The 16,191-nt window shown below is 33.9% G+C and carries 16 protein-coding genes and 4 pseudogenes; 8 read left to right on the top strand and 12 right to left on the bottom strand.

All coding sequences use genetic code 11. The features are described 5' to 3' along the window. The first annotated feature begins 3 nt into the window (after positions 1–3). From ELD05_RS08345 to ftsY, 3 genes are all read left to right on the top strand, one after another. Positions 4–855 carry a MetQ/NlpA family ABC transporter substrate-binding protein gene (locus ELD05_RS08345; RefSeq protein ID WP_127352066.1) on the top strand — a complete coding sequence of 284 codons (852 nt, stop codon included), beginning with the start codon at positions 4–6 and terminating at the stop codon, positions 853–855. A gap of 178 nt (positions 856–1,033) precedes the next feature. After that, a complete protein-coding gene (smc, locus tag ELD05_RS08340) occupies positions 1,034–4,567 on the top strand; it encodes a chromosome segregation protein SMC (RefSeq protein WP_127352065.1) in 3,534 nt (1,177 codons plus the stop codon). 6 nt (positions 4,568–4,573) lie between these two features. Next, complete coding sequence (ftsY, locus tag ELD05_RS08335; RefSeq protein WP_127352064.1) at positions 4,574–5,476, top strand: signal recognition particle-docking protein FtsY; 903 nt, start codon at positions 4,574–4,576, stop codon at positions 5,474–5,476. A 69-nt stretch (positions 5,477–5,545) separates the two neighbouring features. On the opposite strand, the pseudogene ELD05_RS15025 reads toward ftsY, so the two are convergent. The 5 genes and pseudogenes from ELD05_RS15025 to ELD05_RS08315 form a co-directional block, all read right to left on the bottom strand. Next, a pseudogene (locus ELD05_RS15025) lies at positions 5,546–5,689 on the bottom strand (IS3 family transposase); the annotation flags it as partial. Between the two features lie 73 nt (positions 5,690–5,762). Next, positions 5,763–6,063, bottom strand: a pseudogene (locus ELD05_RS08330) (ATP-binding protein); the annotation flags it as partial. Positions 6,064–6,072: 9 nt separating this feature from the next. Then, positions 6,073–6,603 carry a permease gene (locus ELD05_RS08325; protein ID WP_127352063.1) on the bottom strand — a complete coding sequence of 177 codons (531 nt, stop codon included), beginning with the start codon at positions 6,601–6,603 and terminating at the stop codon, positions 6,073–6,075. Next, positions 6,600–7,079 carry a permease gene (locus ELD05_RS08320; protein WP_127352062.1) on the bottom strand — a complete coding sequence of 160 codons (480 nt, stop codon included), beginning with the start codon at positions 7,077–7,079 and terminating at the stop codon, positions 6,600–6,602. Before ELD05_RS08320 ends, ELD05_RS08325 begins: the two co-directional genes overlap by 4 nt. 4 nt (positions 7,080–7,083) lie before the next feature. Next, positions 7,084–7,470, bottom strand: coding sequence for a PadR family transcriptional regulator (locus ELD05_RS08315; protein ID WP_241243438.1), 387 nt, complete (start codon positions 7,468–7,470; stop codon positions 7,084–7,086). A 390-nt stretch (positions 7,471–7,860) separates the two neighbouring features. Here ELD05_RS08315 and ELD05_RS15020 point away from each other — a divergent pair. Then, positions 7,861–8,604: pseudogene (locus tag ELD05_RS15020) on the top strand (transposase); the annotation flags it as partial. A 79-nt stretch (positions 8,605–8,683) separates the two neighbouring features. Here the strand turns inward: ELD05_RS15020 and istB are convergent. Both istB and istA read right to left on the bottom strand, forming a co-directional pair. Next, complete coding sequence (gene istB, locus ELD05_RS08305; protein WP_127351519.1) at positions 8,684–9,457, bottom strand: IS21-like element ISCsa9 family helper ATPase IstB; 774 nt, start codon at positions 9,455–9,457, stop codon at positions 8,684–8,686. Then, the gene (gene istA, locus ELD05_RS08300) at positions 9,454–10,932 is read right to left on the bottom strand and encodes an IS21 family transposase (protein WP_127352923.1); all 1,479 of its coding nucleotides are present in this window, start codon (positions 10,930–10,932) and stop codon (positions 9,454–9,456) included. Before istA ends, istB begins: the two co-directional genes overlap by 4 nt. A 174-nt stretch (positions 10,933–11,106) precedes the next feature. Here istA and ELD05_RS14030 point away from each other — a divergent pair, with 174 nt between their 5' ends. After that, positions 11,107–11,268 carry a hypothetical protein gene (locus ELD05_RS14030; protein ID WP_164742591.1) on the top strand — a complete coding sequence of 54 codons (162 nt, stop codon included), beginning with the start codon at positions 11,107–11,109 and terminating at the stop codon, positions 11,266–11,268. A 337-nt stretch (positions 11,269–11,605) separates the two neighbouring features. Here ELD05_RS14030 and ELD05_RS08295 read toward each other — a convergent pair whose 3' ends face one another. The 4 genes from ELD05_RS08295 to ELD05_RS08280 all read right to left on the bottom strand — a co-directional run bounded on the left by ELD05_RS08295 (position 11,606) and on the right by ELD05_RS08280 (position 13,130). Beyond that, a complete protein-coding gene (locus tag ELD05_RS08295) occupies positions 11,606–11,965 on the bottom strand; it encodes a heterodisulfide reductase subunit A-like protein (protein ID WP_127352060.1) in 360 nt (119 codons plus the stop codon). Positions 11,966–11,971: 6 nt separating this feature from the next. After that, positions 11,972–12,178, bottom strand: a complete 207-nt coding sequence (locus ELD05_RS08290) for a 4Fe-4S dicluster domain-containing protein (RefSeq protein WP_127352059.1) — start codon at positions 12,176–12,178, stop codon at positions 11,972–11,974. A gap of 301 nt (positions 12,179–12,479) precedes the next feature. After that, positions 12,480–12,755 carry an ArsR/SmtB family transcription factor gene (locus ELD05_RS08285; RefSeq protein ID WP_127352058.1) on the bottom strand — a complete coding sequence of 92 codons (276 nt, stop codon included), beginning with the start codon at positions 12,753–12,755 and terminating at the stop codon, positions 12,480–12,482. A 57-nt stretch (positions 12,756–12,812) separates the two neighbouring features. Then, positions 12,813–13,130 carry an ArsR/SmtB family transcription factor gene (locus tag ELD05_RS08280; protein WP_127352057.1) on the bottom strand — a complete coding sequence of 106 codons (318 nt, stop codon included), beginning with the start codon at positions 13,128–13,130 and terminating at the stop codon, positions 12,813–12,815. 116 nt (positions 13,131–13,246) lie between these two features. On the opposite strand from ELD05_RS08280, the gene ELD05_RS08275 reads away from it, so the two are divergent. Next, the gene (locus ELD05_RS08275; protein ID WP_127352056.1) at positions 13,247–13,687 is read left to right on the top strand and encodes a C-GCAxxG-C-C family protein; all 441 of its coding nucleotides are present in this window, start codon (positions 13,247–13,249) and stop codon (positions 13,685–13,687) included. Between the two features lie 272 nt (positions 13,688–13,959). On the opposite strand, the pseudogene ELD05_RS08270 reads toward ELD05_RS08275, so the two are convergent. Next, a pseudogene (locus ELD05_RS08270) lies at positions 13,960–15,110 on the bottom strand (IS481 family transposase). Positions 15,111–15,377: 267 nt separating this feature from the next. Between ELD05_RS08270 and ELD05_RS08265 the strand changes: the two are divergent. After that, positions 15,378–15,755 (top strand): ArsR/SmtB family transcription factor, encoded by a 378-nt coding sequence (locus ELD05_RS08265; RefSeq protein ID WP_127352055.1) that lies wholly within the window; start codon positions 15,378–15,380, stop codon positions 15,753–15,755. Positions 15,756–15,777: 22 nt separating this feature from the next. Further along, the gene (locus ELD05_RS08260) at positions 15,778–16,191 is read left to right on the top strand and encodes an arsenate reductase ArsC (RefSeq protein ID WP_127352054.1); all 414 of its coding nucleotides are present in this window, start codon (positions 15,778–15,780) and stop codon (positions 16,189–16,191) included.

The raw sequence follows: 16,191 nt of genomic DNA, 5'->3' as shown, positions 1-16,191 counted from the left end.
ATTATGAAAAGACTTATTAGGAAAAGAATTTTGATAACATTATTAATATTTGGACTTTTAATAGTTTCACTTGTTGGGTATGGCGCAAAGCAGGCAAATACCTCTGCTAAACAGACACAAACTACTGTGAAGAAAAAAATAACCATAAAAGTTGGTGCAACACCCGTGCCTCACGCAGAAATTTTAAATGTTGTAAAACCTATTCTTGAGAAAAAGGGAATCAGATTAGAGATTGTAGAGTTCACAGATTATATCCAGCCAAATCTCAAACTGGCTGACAAAGAGTTAGACGCTAATTTCTTCCAACATATACCTTATCTTGAGGATTTTTCAAAACAACATCGTCTTAATCTAACATATATTGCAAAAGTGCATATTGAACCAATGGGAATATATTCTCGAAAAGTAAAAAAACTTAGCCAATTAAAACAGGGGGCCACAATTGCTATACCAAATGATGCTACAAATGGTGGTAGAGCTTTGCTACTTTTGCAATCAGCGGGATTAATAAAACTAAAACCAAATGTCGGTATTAAAGCCAAAGTAAGTGACATTATCAAAAATCCTAAAAAAATAAAAATCGTTGAACTTGAAGCAGCCACTTTACCAAGAGTGTTACCGGATGTTGATGCAGCAGTTATAAACACTAATTATGCTTTAGAGGCAAAACTTGTTCCAACAAAAGACGCGTTGTTTATTGAAAATGCTAATTCTCCATATGTTAATGTATTAGCAGTTCGCAAAGGTGATGAATCCAGACCTGAACTAAAAGAATTGGCCAAAGCGTTGAATTCTCCGGAAGTAAAGAAATTCATTAATAAGAAGCATAAAGGTGCAGTTGTACCTGCTTTTTAATTAAAGATAGTTTAAGAAGAACACAAAAGTTAGAACTACTTATTGTGGCAGGATTTAGAAATCCTGCCTTTTTTACTTTATCTCTAAAATACTCGACTTTTGAACACTGGTATAGAATTGTCCCTATATTTTTGCTAAAATAATTGTTGTTTTAATCTTTATGGGGGAAGAGCTAAAGATGTACATAAAATGGCTTGAAATCTATGGTTTTAAATCTTTTTGTGAAAAGACACGGATAGAGTTTGAAAAAGGCATTACTGCAATAGTTGGACCAAACGGTTGTGGCAAGAGCAATATCACTGACGCAATTAGATGGGCTTTGGGTGAGCAGAGCCTTAAACTTTTGCGTGCAAGTAAACTTGAAGATTTAATTTTTGCCGGGACAGAAAAGAGAAGGTCACAGGGGTTTGCAGAGGTTTCTATATGCTTTGACAACTCTGATGGAAAACTGCCTATTGATTTTGAAGAGGTTGTAATTACAAGAAGGCTTTTTAGAAGCGGTGAGAGCGAGTTTTTTATCAACAAGACAGCCTGCAGGTTAAAAGACATCTACGAGCTTTTTCTTGATTCGGGTCTTGGCAAAGATGGATATTCAATTATCTCCCAGGGCAGAGTTGATGAGATAATAAATGCAAGGCCATTTGAAAGATATAAAATATTTGAAGAGGCGTGTGGTATTACAAAGTACAAATACAGAAAAGAAGAGGCTGAGAGGAAGCTAAAAAATACTCACGAGAACATCTTAAGACTTCAGGATGTAATATTTGAGCTAAAATCTCAGCTTGAAGAAATAGGGCCAGAGGTTGAAAAAGCAAAGGCATACATAGAGCTGAATAGAAAGCTGTCAGATTTAAAAAGAGAAAAGTATCTTTTTAGCTATAAATTGGCAAGCGAGAACTACAAGTCTACAGAAGCACAGATAGAAAGTTTAAAAGAAGATCTTGAAAAGCTTACAAATAGCAAACTGGAAATTGAGAAAAGATTGAGCGAAAAGAAGCTTCAACTTGATTTATTGACTCAGCAACTTGAAAGTTCTAAAGAAAATTACAGTAGACTGAAAGATGAACTTGCTGAGAATACTTCAAAACTGAAATTTTTAAAAAAACAGCTTGAAGGCAAATTTCAGCTCCTTGAGGATATAACAAATGACCTCAAAAAGATTGATGAAGAAGGTCACGAAATTGTAAGAGTTTTGTCAGATTATAAAGAAAAACTTTCTAAAAAAGATCATATTTACAATCAGATTGTCGAAAAACAGAGCAAGCTTTTGGAAGAATTGGAAGATATAAAAGATGGGATTTTTCAGATTGAAAATGAGATTCAAAACAAGGAAACAGAGCTAATAGAGAAGATATCTCAGATTGAAAAAGATAATCAAAAGTTAAATGGCCTTTTGCATCTCAAGAACGCTTTGCTTGAAAGAGAAAACAGAATAGATGAGGAAGAAAAAGAGATTTTAAATGAACTTCAAAGACTGGATAAGATAAAGACAGAGAAAGAATTACAAAAAAGTAAGTTGGAAGCTGAGAAGGAAAGACTGTCAAAAGAGCTTGATAACATAAAACAAGATATAAAGGAAAGAGAAAAACAACTTTTAGATGTACAAAACAAAGTACATGAACTTTCTAGTGAGATGATAAAGAAAAAAGAGAAACTAAATGTATTAAAGGCAATGGAGGAGAATTTAGAAGGATATAGTAAAACCATAAAAGAAATATTCAAAAGGGTAAAAAACTTGCCAATAGACTTATATGGAACTGTTGGAAGCTTAATCAATGTAAAAAGGCAATATGTAAAAGCTGTTGAATCAGCTCTTGGCAATGCAATACAGCATCTTGTTGTTAAAAATGAAAGTGACGCTAAGAGTATTATTGAGCTTGCTAAAAATGAAAAGCTTGGAAAAGTGACAATTGTTCCAATTGAAACAGTAGTGATTTCGTCTTCTAAAGAAGATGTGAAAGCAGAAGGCTTCCTTGGGTTTGCAGATGAATTTGTAGAAGCAAAAGAGGAATTTAGGAAGGTTATAGAGCTATTGGTTGGACGAACGCTTGTGTTTGATACTATTGACAATGCTATAGAGTATCAAAGAAAAACTTCATATAGATCACGATGTGTAACTCTTTCTGGTGAACTTATAAACCCTGGTGGAATTTTCGTTGGCGGTGAAAAAAAAGCTGACTTTTCTTTGCTTGAAAGAAAAGTTGAAAAAGATGAGTTAGAAACTCAAGTTTTAAATTTGACATCTGAACTCGATAGCTTGGAAAAGCAGATTTTAGAAAAGAGTCAAGAAGTATATAATTTGAATCAGAAAAAAGAATCAATAGATGATAAAATTAAGGATTTAATTTCCGAGATTGATGGTATGGAAAAAGAGATTGAGATGTGTGAATATAAAAAAGAGCAGCTAATTCAAAAAAGAGGGTCTTTAGAAAATGAAAAAAAGGTTATAAATGATCAGACAACTAACCTACAGAGCGACATTGAGATTACCAGAAAAAACATACAAATCTTAGAAGATTCAAAAGCAGAGATTGAAAGAATGGCCTCGGATTTAAAGTCAAGGCTTAGAAAATTAAAAGAAGATCACAACTTGTTTGACAATGAGTACAGGAGACTTTTAGAAGAAAAAAATCAGATTGAAGCAGAGATTTCTATTTTTAAGCATAAGCTCGAAAGTGCACAGCAAAGCTTAAAAAATTTAGAAGATCAAAAGACAAAAAAACAAGAACAGAAGTTAAAGTGTGATCAAGAGATAAAAGAGCTTGAGGGGCAAATTAGTGAAGTTTCGCATGTGGTTGAGGTCCAAAAGAATCATCTTGACAAACTAAAAGATGAGATTGAGAAAATGGAAAAAGAACACTCAAACTTGGCTTTTGTGTGCACTAAAGAAGCCGAGATGGCAAATAAAATATCCGAAGAAATTCAAAGTATAGAGCGAAGAGTAAATAGCCTTATTATTGAAAAAAACAACTTAGAGAATCAAATTGGGACCATAAAAGAAAAATATTTTGATCTTTTCAAAGAAGAGATAAATTTGCCAGATGGGGAAATTGAGTGGTCAGTAAAAAAAGAAGAAGAGATTGTAAATCTCTCTTCAGCTATTGAACAGCTTGGGCCAGTCAACCTTTATTCAATAGAGCAAGAAAAGAGACTGAATGAAAGAGTGGAGTTTTTGGAAAGGCAAATTGAAGATTTAGAAAAGACAAGCAAAGAGCTAAAAAACCTTATAAATGAGCTTGATAAGAATATGAAAAATATATTCTTGGAGAATTTTGAAAAAATAAAGTTCTTGTTTTCAGAGATTTTTAAAGAACTATTCAATGGTGGTAGCTGCGACTTAAAACTAATCCAAAGTGAGGAGGAGTTTGGTGTTGACATTGATGTAAAACCACCTGGCAAAAAGCTTCAAAATATAAACCTTCTTTCTGGAGGAGAGAAGGCCTTAACTGCAATAGCTCTTCTGTTCGCATTTTTAATGTTCAAAGGTTCTCTTTTGTGTATATTAGATGAGATTGACTCAAGCTTAGACGAGGCAAATGTTCAGAGATTTGCCCAGTTTCTTAAAAATCTAAATAATCAGAGCCAGATTATAATTGTCACTCATAGAAAACCTACTATGGAGATTGCAGATATACTCTATGGTGTTACAATGGAAGAGCAAGGTGTGTCAAAGGTGTTGTCACTCAAATTAGAAAAAATACAGAAAGGATGATGAGAAATGGGGTTTTTTGACAGATTAAAAGAAGGACTTTCAAAGACAAAAAAGAACTTTACTGAAAGGGTTGAAAATTTGTTAAAAGCATTCAAACAGGTGGATGATGAGTTATTTGATGAGCTTGAAGAGGTTTTAGTACTGTCTGATGTTGGTGTAAAAACATCTCAAAAGATTATAGAAAACCTCAAAGAAAAAGTTAAAATGAACAAGATTTCAGATAGCCAAGCTGTTAAAGATCTTTTAAAAGAAGAGATGTTCAATCTCATAAACCTACCCAACAAATTAAAAGAGAAGTATCCTTTGATAATTCTCATGGTGGGCGTAAATGGAGTTGGGAAGACAACCTCAATTGGCAAGATTGCAAACCTTTTAAAATCAAATGGGAAAAAGGTTATCATTGCAGCAGCAGATACATTCAGAGCAGCTGCAATCGACCAACTTGAGGTTTGGGCAAAGAGAGTTGGGTGCGATATTATAAAACACGTTGAGGGTGCTGACCCTGCAGCAGTTGTGTTTGACGGCATTCAAGCAATGAGAGCAAGAAAGGCTGATGTTCTAATTGTTGACACAGCAGGAAGACTTCATACAAAGAAAAACCTGATTGAAGAGCTTAAAAAAATTGACCGTGTGATAAATCAGCAAATGCCAGAGGCTGAGAAAGAAACCTTGCTTGTGATTGACGCAACAACTGGTCAAAATGGACTCATTCAAGCAAAGGAATTTAACCAAGCAGTAAACATTTCAGGAATTGTTCTTACCAAGCTTGATGGTACAGCAAAAGGTGGAATTGTTGTTTCTATCTGTGATGAGCTAAAAATTCCTGTGAAATTCATTGGTGTTGGTGAAAAGATAGACGACCTCCAAGAATTTAATCCAAGAGAGTTTATTGACGCCCTGTTTGAGTAGCAAACTTGAGGCTGTCAGGAAAGTGAACTGCCCCCTGTCAAGTAGACAGAGAAAATAATAAAAATTTTTTCAGGTAGCACCAAGCACAGAGGTTGGTGCTACCTTTATTATCTTGATATACCAAGAAGATGGTTGCGATACTCCAATGGTGACATGCATTTTAATTGCTTTCTGATACCTCTTCGTGTTGTAATAATCTATATAATCTTCAACCTATCCTAATCATTGTAAATGTGAATATCAAAATGAACAAAAAATCGAAAATAATAATGTACAAGAAATTAACTTAGTTTTGCTGGTTTGAACTGCTAGAGTAAGCTGTTTTTGACTGTAATCTATACGATGGTCCCTTTATTGATATTACATTAGAATGATGGAGCAGCCTATCCCAAATTGCATTTGCTATACTCGCTCCACCAAATATCTCCTCCCATTCTGAAAATACAACGTTTGTTGTTATTATTGTACTGCTCTTTTCGTATTCTTTCTGATATTAGTTGAAAAAACAAATTTGCTGCATCATTGCCTATAGGTAAATATCCTATCTCGTCTATTATTAAAACCTTGTACTTCGAAAAATACTTTAAAATAATATATTAAGACCATAATTTCCTACTGTAAATCCTCTGCTTTTCTTCACTATTTATCAATTTATCAGTCAAAACAGCAATTAATATTATGCCTATCACATCCACAATCCATCTGGTGATGGCGAATTTAGTGCCGAGGGAAGTCATTTCAAACAAAAACATAGGAATTTTCAGGGTAGACCACGCCCCGAGAAATATCAATATATTTGAAAACTTGGCACCTTTTTTTATCATTACCTCAGCTACCGGAAAGGCGCCGTAAAGGGGCCCCGCTGCAGCAGAACCTAAAAATATGCTGAGCAATACCCCTTTAATCCCTGACTTCTCTCCAAGGTACTTTATAATGGTCTCCCTGGGCACCCATGTATCTAGAAGCCCCAGGAGCAAAAATATAGGCGGTATTACGCCAAGCATATTGAGGAAGTTGGACGTAGTATTTATAAAAATTTTGATTCCGAGTTGTTTATTTACGAATAAGATTATTACATCCAAAAGGATAATTAAAATAAAAAGCACATACCTTTTAAAAAACTTCATCTTACCACCATTCCTATTATCAAGGCTACTATAAAGGAAAATATATAGCTTAACGCATTCCTCAAAATGGCCACCCTCTTTCCAAAATAGCTTATTTCAAGGGGTAAGGTAACAAAGCCTACCATCATAAGGGTTGATATAAATACGGCTATCTGCATTACCCCCGCACCCCTTTGAATCAAAGATGCTGCCAAAGGAAAGGCTACAAAGCCGGGGATGAGGGTAATTGACCCTATGATTGATGTTATAAACATTCCCAAAAATCCGGTATTTGCTCCTATAATTTTTGATATAATCTCCGGAGTCAATATCGTTAAAACCAATCCTATTAAAGCCAGCACACCCGCAAAAGCAGGTAGAATGTTTTCAAAGGATTTCCAAGATTTCATAAGGGCCATCTTGGTCTTTTTTTTGTCCTTATAAAGGGAAACGATAAGAAAAGCTATAGAGATAATATACAAAATAAGGGTAAACAAAATTTCACCTTCCTTCACCGAAATTTTCGCCGTAACGCTTCAAAAAATACTCCATTCTTTTTATCTGCCTTTTGACATGTTCGGCCCAGTTGTAAAGAGCTTCCTTCCCTTCTTCGGTCAATTCGTAAAGTCTTTTTGCAGGGCCTTTTCCCTGTGTATCCCATTCGGATTTTATAAGCCCCTCTTCCTCCATCTTTCTCAAATTCCTGTAAATCGCTCCTGGATCTATACACTCGTTGAACCCAAAATCCGAAAGCCTCTCCATTAATTCATAGCCGTGCGACGGCTTTTCGTATAAAAGCAAAAGAAGACACGGCTGTATAAACCTTTCCAATTTAAAACCGGGGCAATGGCAGCTTTTTTTACCATCATGACCTTCGTGCCCGCACACTTTTCTCACCACCTTATTCTTTATTTTAAATTAAATTTCTTCATATATATGTATTAAGCATATATATGCCTACTAAAAATTATATTTTATTCTCCTCAATTTTTCAAGAAAATTTTAAAAAAATTCTATAATAAATGTTGGAATGGTTAATTCCAATATTTTTTTTAGAAATAAAAAAAGCACTTTACTCAGATGCCTGCCATGCTAAAACATTATTATCCCAACCAAAAACATCTAAACAAGAGGCATCTGATAAAGTGCTTAATTCTAATTCTATCAATAATTTGCTTGATTTAAATTTAAGATGTCATAATAAAAAAAGTTAATAATTACGGATGTTAAAATAAAATTGTGTCTAGTGTATAATAAAATCACAAGTGGCTGGTAATTATGGATGAAAAAACATATTATGAAATGTTCAGAAATATTGCTGTTGAAAAAGTATTAAATCAGTATTGCTAAGCTTTAACACCATCACAGCCCTTTTTTGAAAATTGCTGGAAGATTACTTAACTAGCTTATGCTGCCTCAGTGCCAAATCTATCTTCTTAAAAACGAAGATGACAAGCTCAGCGGTTTTTATGATAGAAAACTCGCCACACCTATATGGGTAACCTTAAAATATTCTTCCCAAGAACTTCTACTTGCGATTTCAGACCCCACATCCTCTCTCAAAACTATGTCCATTGTTGTCAACGGTTATTCAGAATTTTCTCTTTTCAATACTCACAAAAGCCTTAACCTGCTTTACTTCTTATGAAGAACTAAATAAAATTAAAGATGAGCTCAAAAGCAAGTTAGAGCTTTTCAAGCAAAGAGAATTACCCGAAGCAGCCTTTGCATTAATAATTGAGGCCTACCACCGCGAAATTAAAGATGGTTCAAAAGTTAAAAAAGCTGCATGTTATATAGTTCTTGGCATCGACATGGAAGGTAAAAAAGACATCTTTGGCCTTTACACCTTCTTTGGCAAGAAAAACAGAGCCAACTTAAAACAAAGTTTTTGAAGACCTGATAAATCGTGGGCTAAAAAGAGAGTTTTTAATAATTGTTAGCGATGATTTTCCGGGAATAATTGAAACATTTAAAGCCGTATATCCACATGCTGACCACCAGCTCTGCTTTGTTCATGTTATTGTCAATACCTTTTCCCCACTTTTGATAATATTTTTTCCCCACCTGTTTTAAAAAAAATTTAATTATCATTATTTAACTAATTTGACTCATTCTTGGAATCATCTGTTAAAGCTTTGATAGCACCCTCCCTTTGCTTCATCCTATAACTTTCACCTTTGATAACCACAAAATGACAGTGATGTACAAATCTATCTAAAATCGCTGTCGCTAAAACTGGATCATAAAATATCCTCGGCCACTCTTCAAATACTTTGTTTGTGGTTATTATTATCGATCCTCTCTCATATCTCTTTGATATTATCTCATAAAAATCATCTACACTGCTTTGATTAAATTTCCTTAAGCCCAGCTCATCTATTATTAACAAATCCACATTAACATAGTTTTTTAGCTTTTGTTGATACGAATTATCCGCTCTTGAAATATACAACTCTTCTAACATCTCATTTGCTGTGGTAAACAAAACTCTATATCCAAGTGCTACAGCTTTAAGTCCTATCGCTATTGCAAGATGTGTCTTCCCTGTCCCTGGCGGTCCTATGAAGGCCACATTCTCTTTCTTGCGGACAAATTCACAGGTCGCCAAATTGTATATAAACCTCTTATTTATTGAAGGCTGATAATTAAAATTATATTCTTCTAATGTCTTGTGCCATGGAAACCTCGCTTTGCTTATCCTCTTTTGATTACTGTTTATTCTCCTGTTACTCACTTCATCATTTATCAATATCTCAAAAAACTCTTGATACGAAAAATTATTCTTAATAGCTTCTTCTACTCTTAAATCAAAACTTTTTATTATCCCGGATAATTTCAAATCCTTTAGCTTCCCCAACAAAAGATCATTCATATTTGCAATTCCCCTATCTCAAGCAATTTGTTATATTCCCTGATATCCCTGTAAAGCTCTGTTCTTTCCTCATTAACATAGCTCTCGTCTTCATACTCAGGTAAATCGCTTATCCCTTTTTCACATATGTTCTTGACAACTTTGTAGCTTAGCCCTCCAAATTTTAAAGCCCTCTTACACGCATTGTCTACTGTCTCAGCTCCATATCTTTCTTTTAGTGCTATTATCCCACTTATGCTCCTGTAATCATATTTTTTAAATCCTTCCCGTTTAATAAATTCCTCAAAAAACTCCAACGCCCAATTACCAATCTCTGCCATTTTATCCCTCTGTCTTGACATTATATCCTCAATTGTTATATTCTTAGACGAGGGATAGTGTTCTTTGTTGGTTACGTATTTGCCCTTCTCATTGTTTTTGACAATCTGATGAAGGGCTATTTCTTTACCTTCAAAGAACACCCTCAAAAAACTGCCTATCTCAACTACTTCTACTTCACGTCCTGCATACTCATATGGCACTGAATAGTAGTTCCCTTTGTATATGAGATGACAGTTAGTAGCTACTTTGTGAATTGAACTTCTTGATATGTAATATTCCTCAATAGGAAGAGCTATTAACTTTTCCTTCTCTTCTGAGATGAAAACTTCTTTGGGAACTTTCTTGGTTGTGCCATGTACTCTCACATTTGCTACATTATCAAGCCAGTTTTTTAAATGTTCCCTCGCCTCATCAATATCTTTAAATTCTTCTCCAGAAAAACAGTTTTGCTTAACATACTTAATTGCTGATTCTACTTTGCCTTTATCAGTCGGTGTATACACCCTGCATGGCTGAGGTAAAAATCCATAGTGGCTCGCAAAACTTGCATAATCTTTTTGTATTTGCGCCTCATAAAAATCAACGCTCAATACACCTGCTTTTAAGTTGTCTATCTTCACAACTTCTACTACTCCTCCAAAATACTTGAATGCGTTCTTATGACACTGGATAAATGTTTCAACTGTTTGGTCGAATACTATCTCTGCATACATATATCTTGAATAGCTTAAAACCATTGTAAATACCCATGCTTTTTTGAATTTTCCATCAACTTTTATCTTACCTATATATCCAAAATCAACTTGTGCTTCTTCTGCAGGCAGTGTTGTTAAAACCATGTACACCTTTGAATTTGCTATCTTTTGTTTTAACTTTTGGACATATCTTCTTACATTAGAATAGCTTCCTTCAAAATCAAATTCCGCTTGCAAGTCTTGATGTATCTTCTTTGCTGAGTGTCCTTTATTAACCTTTGCCTCAATAAACTCCCTGTAATTATCTAATACAGAACCTTTTGATTTCCTCTCGACTTCTCCCTTCTGTTCAATGTCATGGATTACTTTTCTAACAGTTTTTCTATCCACGTCTAACAATCTTGCTATTTGACTTTTGTTGTATCCCCGTTTGAAAAGTGTGTAGATTGTTGTATGCATTGCAACCCCCAACATTTTCTTGTTATCTTCTCCTTCTGTAGTTTTTCCATACTTTCCATTCTACACTACAGAAGGCTTCTTTTTAAGTGGCAGGTGGGGAATTTTTAGTGTCATTTCTGATGATTTTATTTTATCATTAACATTGTTCATCTTCAGAAAAATATTCGCAAATACATGACCAAAGCCAATGCCTCACAGTTTAATAAAGAACTTGATAGAATAAAGCTCTCTTCTTCATTTGATGAAGTTGCCTCTAAATTTCACAACCTTTGCACCAGATTCAAAGATAGATACAACCGCTACGTAAAGCTTCTTATGGAGAAAGCAAAGTATTAGGATGCCTCGTTTCTTTTGGGTTCTTTTATTCCCTAAAAACAATCTTATTATAGCAGGCATTCAAAGTAAGTGCTATATTTTCTCCATTTATCCACCCCAGTATTTACTATAAAGCCAAAATAAAGATTTTTTGCTTTTTCAGTAACAAAAGTTTAAATATTTGAGCAGATATAAAGGAAAAGTTAGGAGTTTACCTTTTTACGCCCTTTTATTTACGATCATAGTACTCTCAAGCTATCTAAATTGTCAATTGACAAAGTCAAAAGAAATAAGAAATCCCCACCATTTTAACTTTCTTGAATTGAGCTAAAATGGTGGGGAAAAGATTTTAATAAAACTAAGAGTTTGCTTTTACGGCATTTTTTATAGCCTCAATCGCTTGTTGTGTATCCATATTTCTGATTTCTACACCAATATGTTTTTCTTTTGGGAAGCCTACAGCTTCAAATGCATCCCTGTACATTTTTCTTTGCATGGTTGGGTCACAACCTGCAACGTAGAGCTGGTCGATTTCAGCGCCTTTTAAAAGCTCTCTAAGGTATTTTTCACCATCATCAGAACAAAGCTGAGGATGTAAACCTACCCATTCAAAGATTCCTTCTCTTCTTAAACTATTTAAAACCTCAAAAATGTCCATCTTGTGAAATGATGGGCACGTACCCTGACAAACGCATAGTAAAAGTCCTTTTTTTGCCATTTCCTATCACTCCTTATCTCCATAATATTTTATAGCATTATTCTCACAAACTTTTTGACAACCACGACAAAATTCAACACAGTTATCTGGATTTTTCACAAGAGGATAACCATCTTGACCAATTTCATAAACGCCGTGTGGGCAAAAATTGACACATTGATAGCATTGGATACATTTTTCTTTGTCAATAATAGGATACCAGTTTTTAGCCACTATTTTCACCTCCTTTCAAAAGGTTGTTTATTCTCAATTTTAAATCGACTTGACCTAAAGGCTGAACTTAAAGCCCCTAAAAAGCTCGAGAGTACTGCTATATAATAGACGTAACCTTAAATACGTTGATAATATTGAGATTAAAAGACAATACCCCAATTGTATAAAGTGGTGTTTTGGTCCACCTCTTTATTTCACTAAAAGATGGATTTTTGTTCCTCTTATAATTTAAATATGCGAATAATCAAATATACATAACAAAAAATAAAAAATTATTTTGAAACTTCTACTTCGATTATCTTCAGAATTTTTCTTTGATTTTTTCTACAATCTCAATTACATTCTTGTCTACTACTCTATAAAAAACCCTATTTCCTTCTCTCCTGTCTTCAACCATACCATTGCTTTTTAAAATTATAAGATGCCTTGAAATATGAGATTGGTCTAATTGGAGTTTTGCCATCATTTCACAAACGCACATCTCTGACTTTGCAAGAAGTTCAATAATTTTTATCCTTGTTGGATGAGAAAGAGCTTTGAAATATTCTGAAATTCTTTTATAAATCCTCTCTTCCATGTTACAACTCCTTTCACATCCAGTATATTCGAATATTCAAATATTGTCAATAACCTTTTAAATATTTTCTTCCTTTACATGTTGTAATTCTTCTAATACAGAATCTGCCAGTATTTTTGCAACTTCAAATAATTTTTTTACATTTTCATTTTTGAGTTTGTAACAAACATTTAACCCAATCTTTTCGGGTGCTAAAATTTGTGCATCTTTTAGTATTCTCAAATGCTGAGCAAGATTTGGTTGGCTAAACTCAACCATTTCCTGCAGTTCACAAACATACTTAGGTTCGTCTAACAAAAGTTTTACAATTCTGATTCTAACGGGATGTGATAAGGCCTTAAATATCTTTGCTATAATTTCTTCTTTACTTGTCATTTTATTTCGCCCCAATTCTCCCTATAACTTTGTAATTATATAATAAATTTCTTTTTGAAAAATCTCAATAGAATATGTTATAATTGTTATGAAAATAACAAGATGAGGTGAAATTAATGAACAAAGCAGATATTGCTGTTGAAAAGTTTCTGGAAGGTTTTACATGTTCACAAGCTGTATTTTCTACTTATTGTGAGGAGTTGGGTTTTAAAAAAGAAGATGCTCTAAAAATTGGTTGTGCATTTGGTGGTGGAATGGGAAGTTTAGGCCACGTTTGTGGGGCTGTAACGGGAGCTTTTATGCTCATTGGCTTAAAATATGGTAATACAGATTCAAAAGACAAAGAAGCAAAAGTCACTACTTATAAAAAGGTGAGAGATTTTGCAGAGAAATTTAAAGAAAAAAATGGAACTATTATTTGTAACGAGCTTTTGAAGTGTGATATAAGCACTCCTGAAGGCAGAAAGTATGCTGAAGAGAATAATCTTTTTAGAACAGTTTGTCCTAAGTTTGTAAAGGATGCAGCAGAAATTATTGAGCAAATGTTGAATGAATAAAAAAGATATGAGTTTTGCTATGAAATAAAGATGATATTAAGTAAATCATGCTAAATTTAATGTGACATTTGTAATGAAATTTACACTGTAAATAGACATTTTTCGGTTAGAGGAAATTTGGAGAATATTTTTTGCTTTTTGCATAGTGTTGTTTAAAAATTCAAATTTTCAAATTTTTAGAATTTACTTTTTATTTTTTAGAATAAACTTCCACTCTTGTCCCAATCAATTATATTTTAACCATATGTACCGAATTTAGTGGGATGATTGTTTTACTGAAAACAACAATTTTTTATAAAAAACATTTCCTCTAATTCACATAATTGGCACTTGGTGAAGACATATTTACCACCTAATTTATTACAGAAAATAGGATAGAAAGTACCTACCTTCTTCAGAATGTCCTCAAGAAGTAACGTAGGAAACTGAAAAACGTGGGAGGAGACCAGAGATTTCGAATCTATGAACTTTTCAAATGGTGTCCTCCCATTCATTCCTTTACCACTATGAGGTCTGAAGAAATTCCATGTATCCTGCCATTTCTGGGCTCTCTGAAGAAAATCATCTTTTGTTTTACATCTTTCAGCATGTGAATCATCAAAAAATATTCATCATCTGCTTCTTGGTGAATTTTCAATTATACCCATCAGGTGTTTTGCTTTTGGTGGAATAGGCTTTAATTCTACTCCCAAAAATGACAGCATCTCATTCCACTCCTTTAACTTTCTTTCACTTCCTCCGCAAAATTCTTCTCCATTATCCAATCGGATTTTTATTGGGGTTCTCACATTATGTATTCTTAGCCACAAAGCAACCAAGGATATAAACATAAAGCCAAAAGCAGATGACAGTTCATAGGAGTAAGCCGTAAATCTTGTTCTTGTTGCAACATCTATCATGTTCCACTCATAACACGGTAAGTTGTATTTTTTAATGTGTTCATATACTTCTTTTGGAAGGCTGTCTTTATCTAAAAGATGCTTTGTATCAAGCTGAAACTCAGAAAAAGGAATAAGAGTCTCGTAGTCATACAAACTTCTTTCTCCCTTTTTTGTCTTCCTTGTTTTTCTCGGTACAGCATTTCTTTTAAGAATTGACTTTATCGTGTTTTCACTTATTTTGACTCCGTATTTTCTGAATAAATAAAGCGAAAGACGTCTGTATTCTTGAATCCTGTTCTTTTAGCCTCTTGGATAATGAGATTTTCAAGCTCAGAAGAAAGTTTTCTTGGACAAGCTTTAGGTTTTCTTGATTTATCCTCAAGAGGACCGTAAATTGCTCTTCTTACAGTGTGTCTTGATACAGGTAATATTTTAGCAGTTTTTGATACGTTTTTGCTATTTACTTCAAATACTTTTCGAATTAATTCTCTTGCTTTTTCGGGAGATATTTTTCTTATTTCGTGATATGATATAATATTTATAGTAGGCTGCCCTCCCATCCTGGTAGTTTTTGAATGTTTCTTTTGAATGGGAGATTACACTTTTTAATTATATTCATGGTCAGGATAGAGGCAGCCTCAATTCTTTTTATAACCTTCTCGTTAGTATCTTCGCACATTCTTTCGTTGTGGTAAATATCTCTACACCTATTCGAGCTAATTCACATAATTTTTATTGACAAACTCTTAACAATTTGATATTATATGATTAAATTTAAATATAATCATGGAAAGAGAAGAGTGAAAGATATGAAACTTGCTGAAATTTTCAAAGCATTGGGCGACCAAAATAGGCTTAGGATTTTGAATCTTCTTTTAGAAAACGAACTTTGCGTGTGTGAGATTGAAAAGGTCTTAGGGCTTACTCAGTCAAATGTTTCAAGACATCTTCAGGTCCTAAAAATGAGGGGAATTGTTTCTTACAGAAAAACGTCTCAGTGGATTTATTATCGCGTATCTGAGGAGTTTTGCAGAGAATATGGTGAGCTTTGTGAGTTTTTGAAGACAAAATTTTCGTCTGAAGAGCCTTTCAAAAGTGATTTGAAGAAGCTAAAAGAAGAAAATAAAAATGGATTTAGCTGTGAAAAAGCAACAGAAGAAGCTAATAAAGCTTTTACAAAAAGTTAAAAAAAAGGGGGATGCCTTAGGTATGAAACCAAAAGTTGCTTTTGTGTGTGTTGGGAATTCCTGCCGAAGCCAGATGGCAGAAGGTTTTGCACGTTACTATGGTGAGGACTTAATTGAAGTCTACAGTGCAGGTACAGAGATAGCAGATAGAGTCAATCCTTTGGCAATTGAGGTTATGAAAGAGAAGGGGATTGACATCTCAAATCAATTTCCAAAAACAATTTTTGATATTCCCAAAGAGGTAGATTATTTAATTACAATGGGCTGCGGAGTGGAATGTCCATACTTACCTTGCAAACACAAAGAAGACTGGGGCTTGAGCGACCCTGCAGGAAAACCCATTGAAGAGTTTAGAAAAATCAGAGATGAGATAGAGAAGAAGATTTTAGATTTGATTGAAAGAGTGAAAAAAGAATATTATGGAGGTGCAAAATAA

This window comes from Caldicellulosiruptor changbaiensis (assembly GCF_003999255.1).
In the GTDB taxonomy this organism is placed as follows: Bacteria; Bacillota; Thermoanaerobacteria; order Caldicellulosiruptorales; family Caldicellulosiruptoraceae; genus Caldicellulosiruptor; species Caldicellulosiruptor changbaiensis.
Note: the sequence above shows the minus strand (reverse complement) of the source record. Positions and strands in the feature narration are given on the sequence as shown.

Coding starts and splice junctions, on each gene's coding strand:
- ELD05_RS08280 (WP_127352057.1), bottom strand. CDS start 13,130: ATGACAAGTAAAGAAGAAATTATAGCAAAGATATTTAAGGCCTTATCA.
- istA (WP_127352923.1), bottom strand. CDS start 10,932: ATGCATACAACAATCTACACACTTTTCAAACGGGGATACAACAAAAGT.
- ELD05_RS08275 (WP_127352056.1), top strand. CDS start 13,247: ATGAACAAAGCAGATATTGCTGTTGAAAAGTTTCTGGAAGGTTTTACA.
- ELD05_RS08345 (WP_127352066.1), top strand. CDS start 4: ATGAAAAGACTTATTAGGAAAAGAATTTTGATAACATTATTAATATTT.
- ELD05_RS08325 (WP_127352063.1), bottom strand. CDS start 6,603: ATGAAGTTTTTTAAAAGGTATGTGCTTTTTATTTTAATTATCCTTTTG.
- ELD05_RS14030 (WP_164742591.1), top strand. CDS start 11,107: ATGACCAAAGCCAATGCCTCACAGTTTAATAAAGAACTTGATAGAATA.
- ftsY (WP_127352064.1), top strand. CDS start 4,574: ATGGGGTTTTTTGACAGATTAAAAGAAGGACTTTCAAAGACAAAAAAG.
- ELD05_RS08295 (WP_127352060.1), bottom strand. CDS start 11,965: ATGGCAAAAAAAGGACTTTTACTATGCGTTTGTCAGGGTACGTGCCCA.
- istB (WP_127351519.1), bottom strand. CDS start 9,457: ATGAATGATCTTTTGTTGGGGAAGCTAAAGGATTTGAAATTATCCGGG.
- ELD05_RS08265 (WP_127352055.1), top strand. CDS start 15,378: ATGAAACTTGCTGAAATTTTCAAAGCATTGGGCGACCAAAATAGGCTT.
- ELD05_RS08260 (WP_127352054.1), top strand. CDS start 15,778: ATGAAACCAAAAGTTGCTTTTGTGTGTGTTGGGAATTCCTGCCGAAGC.
- smc (WP_127352065.1), top strand. CDS start 1,034: ATGTACATAAAATGGCTTGAAATCTATGGTTTTAAATCTTTTTGTGAA.
- ELD05_RS08285 (WP_127352058.1), bottom strand. CDS start 12,755: ATGGAAGAGAGGATTTATAAAAGAATTTCAGAATATTTCAAAGCTCTT.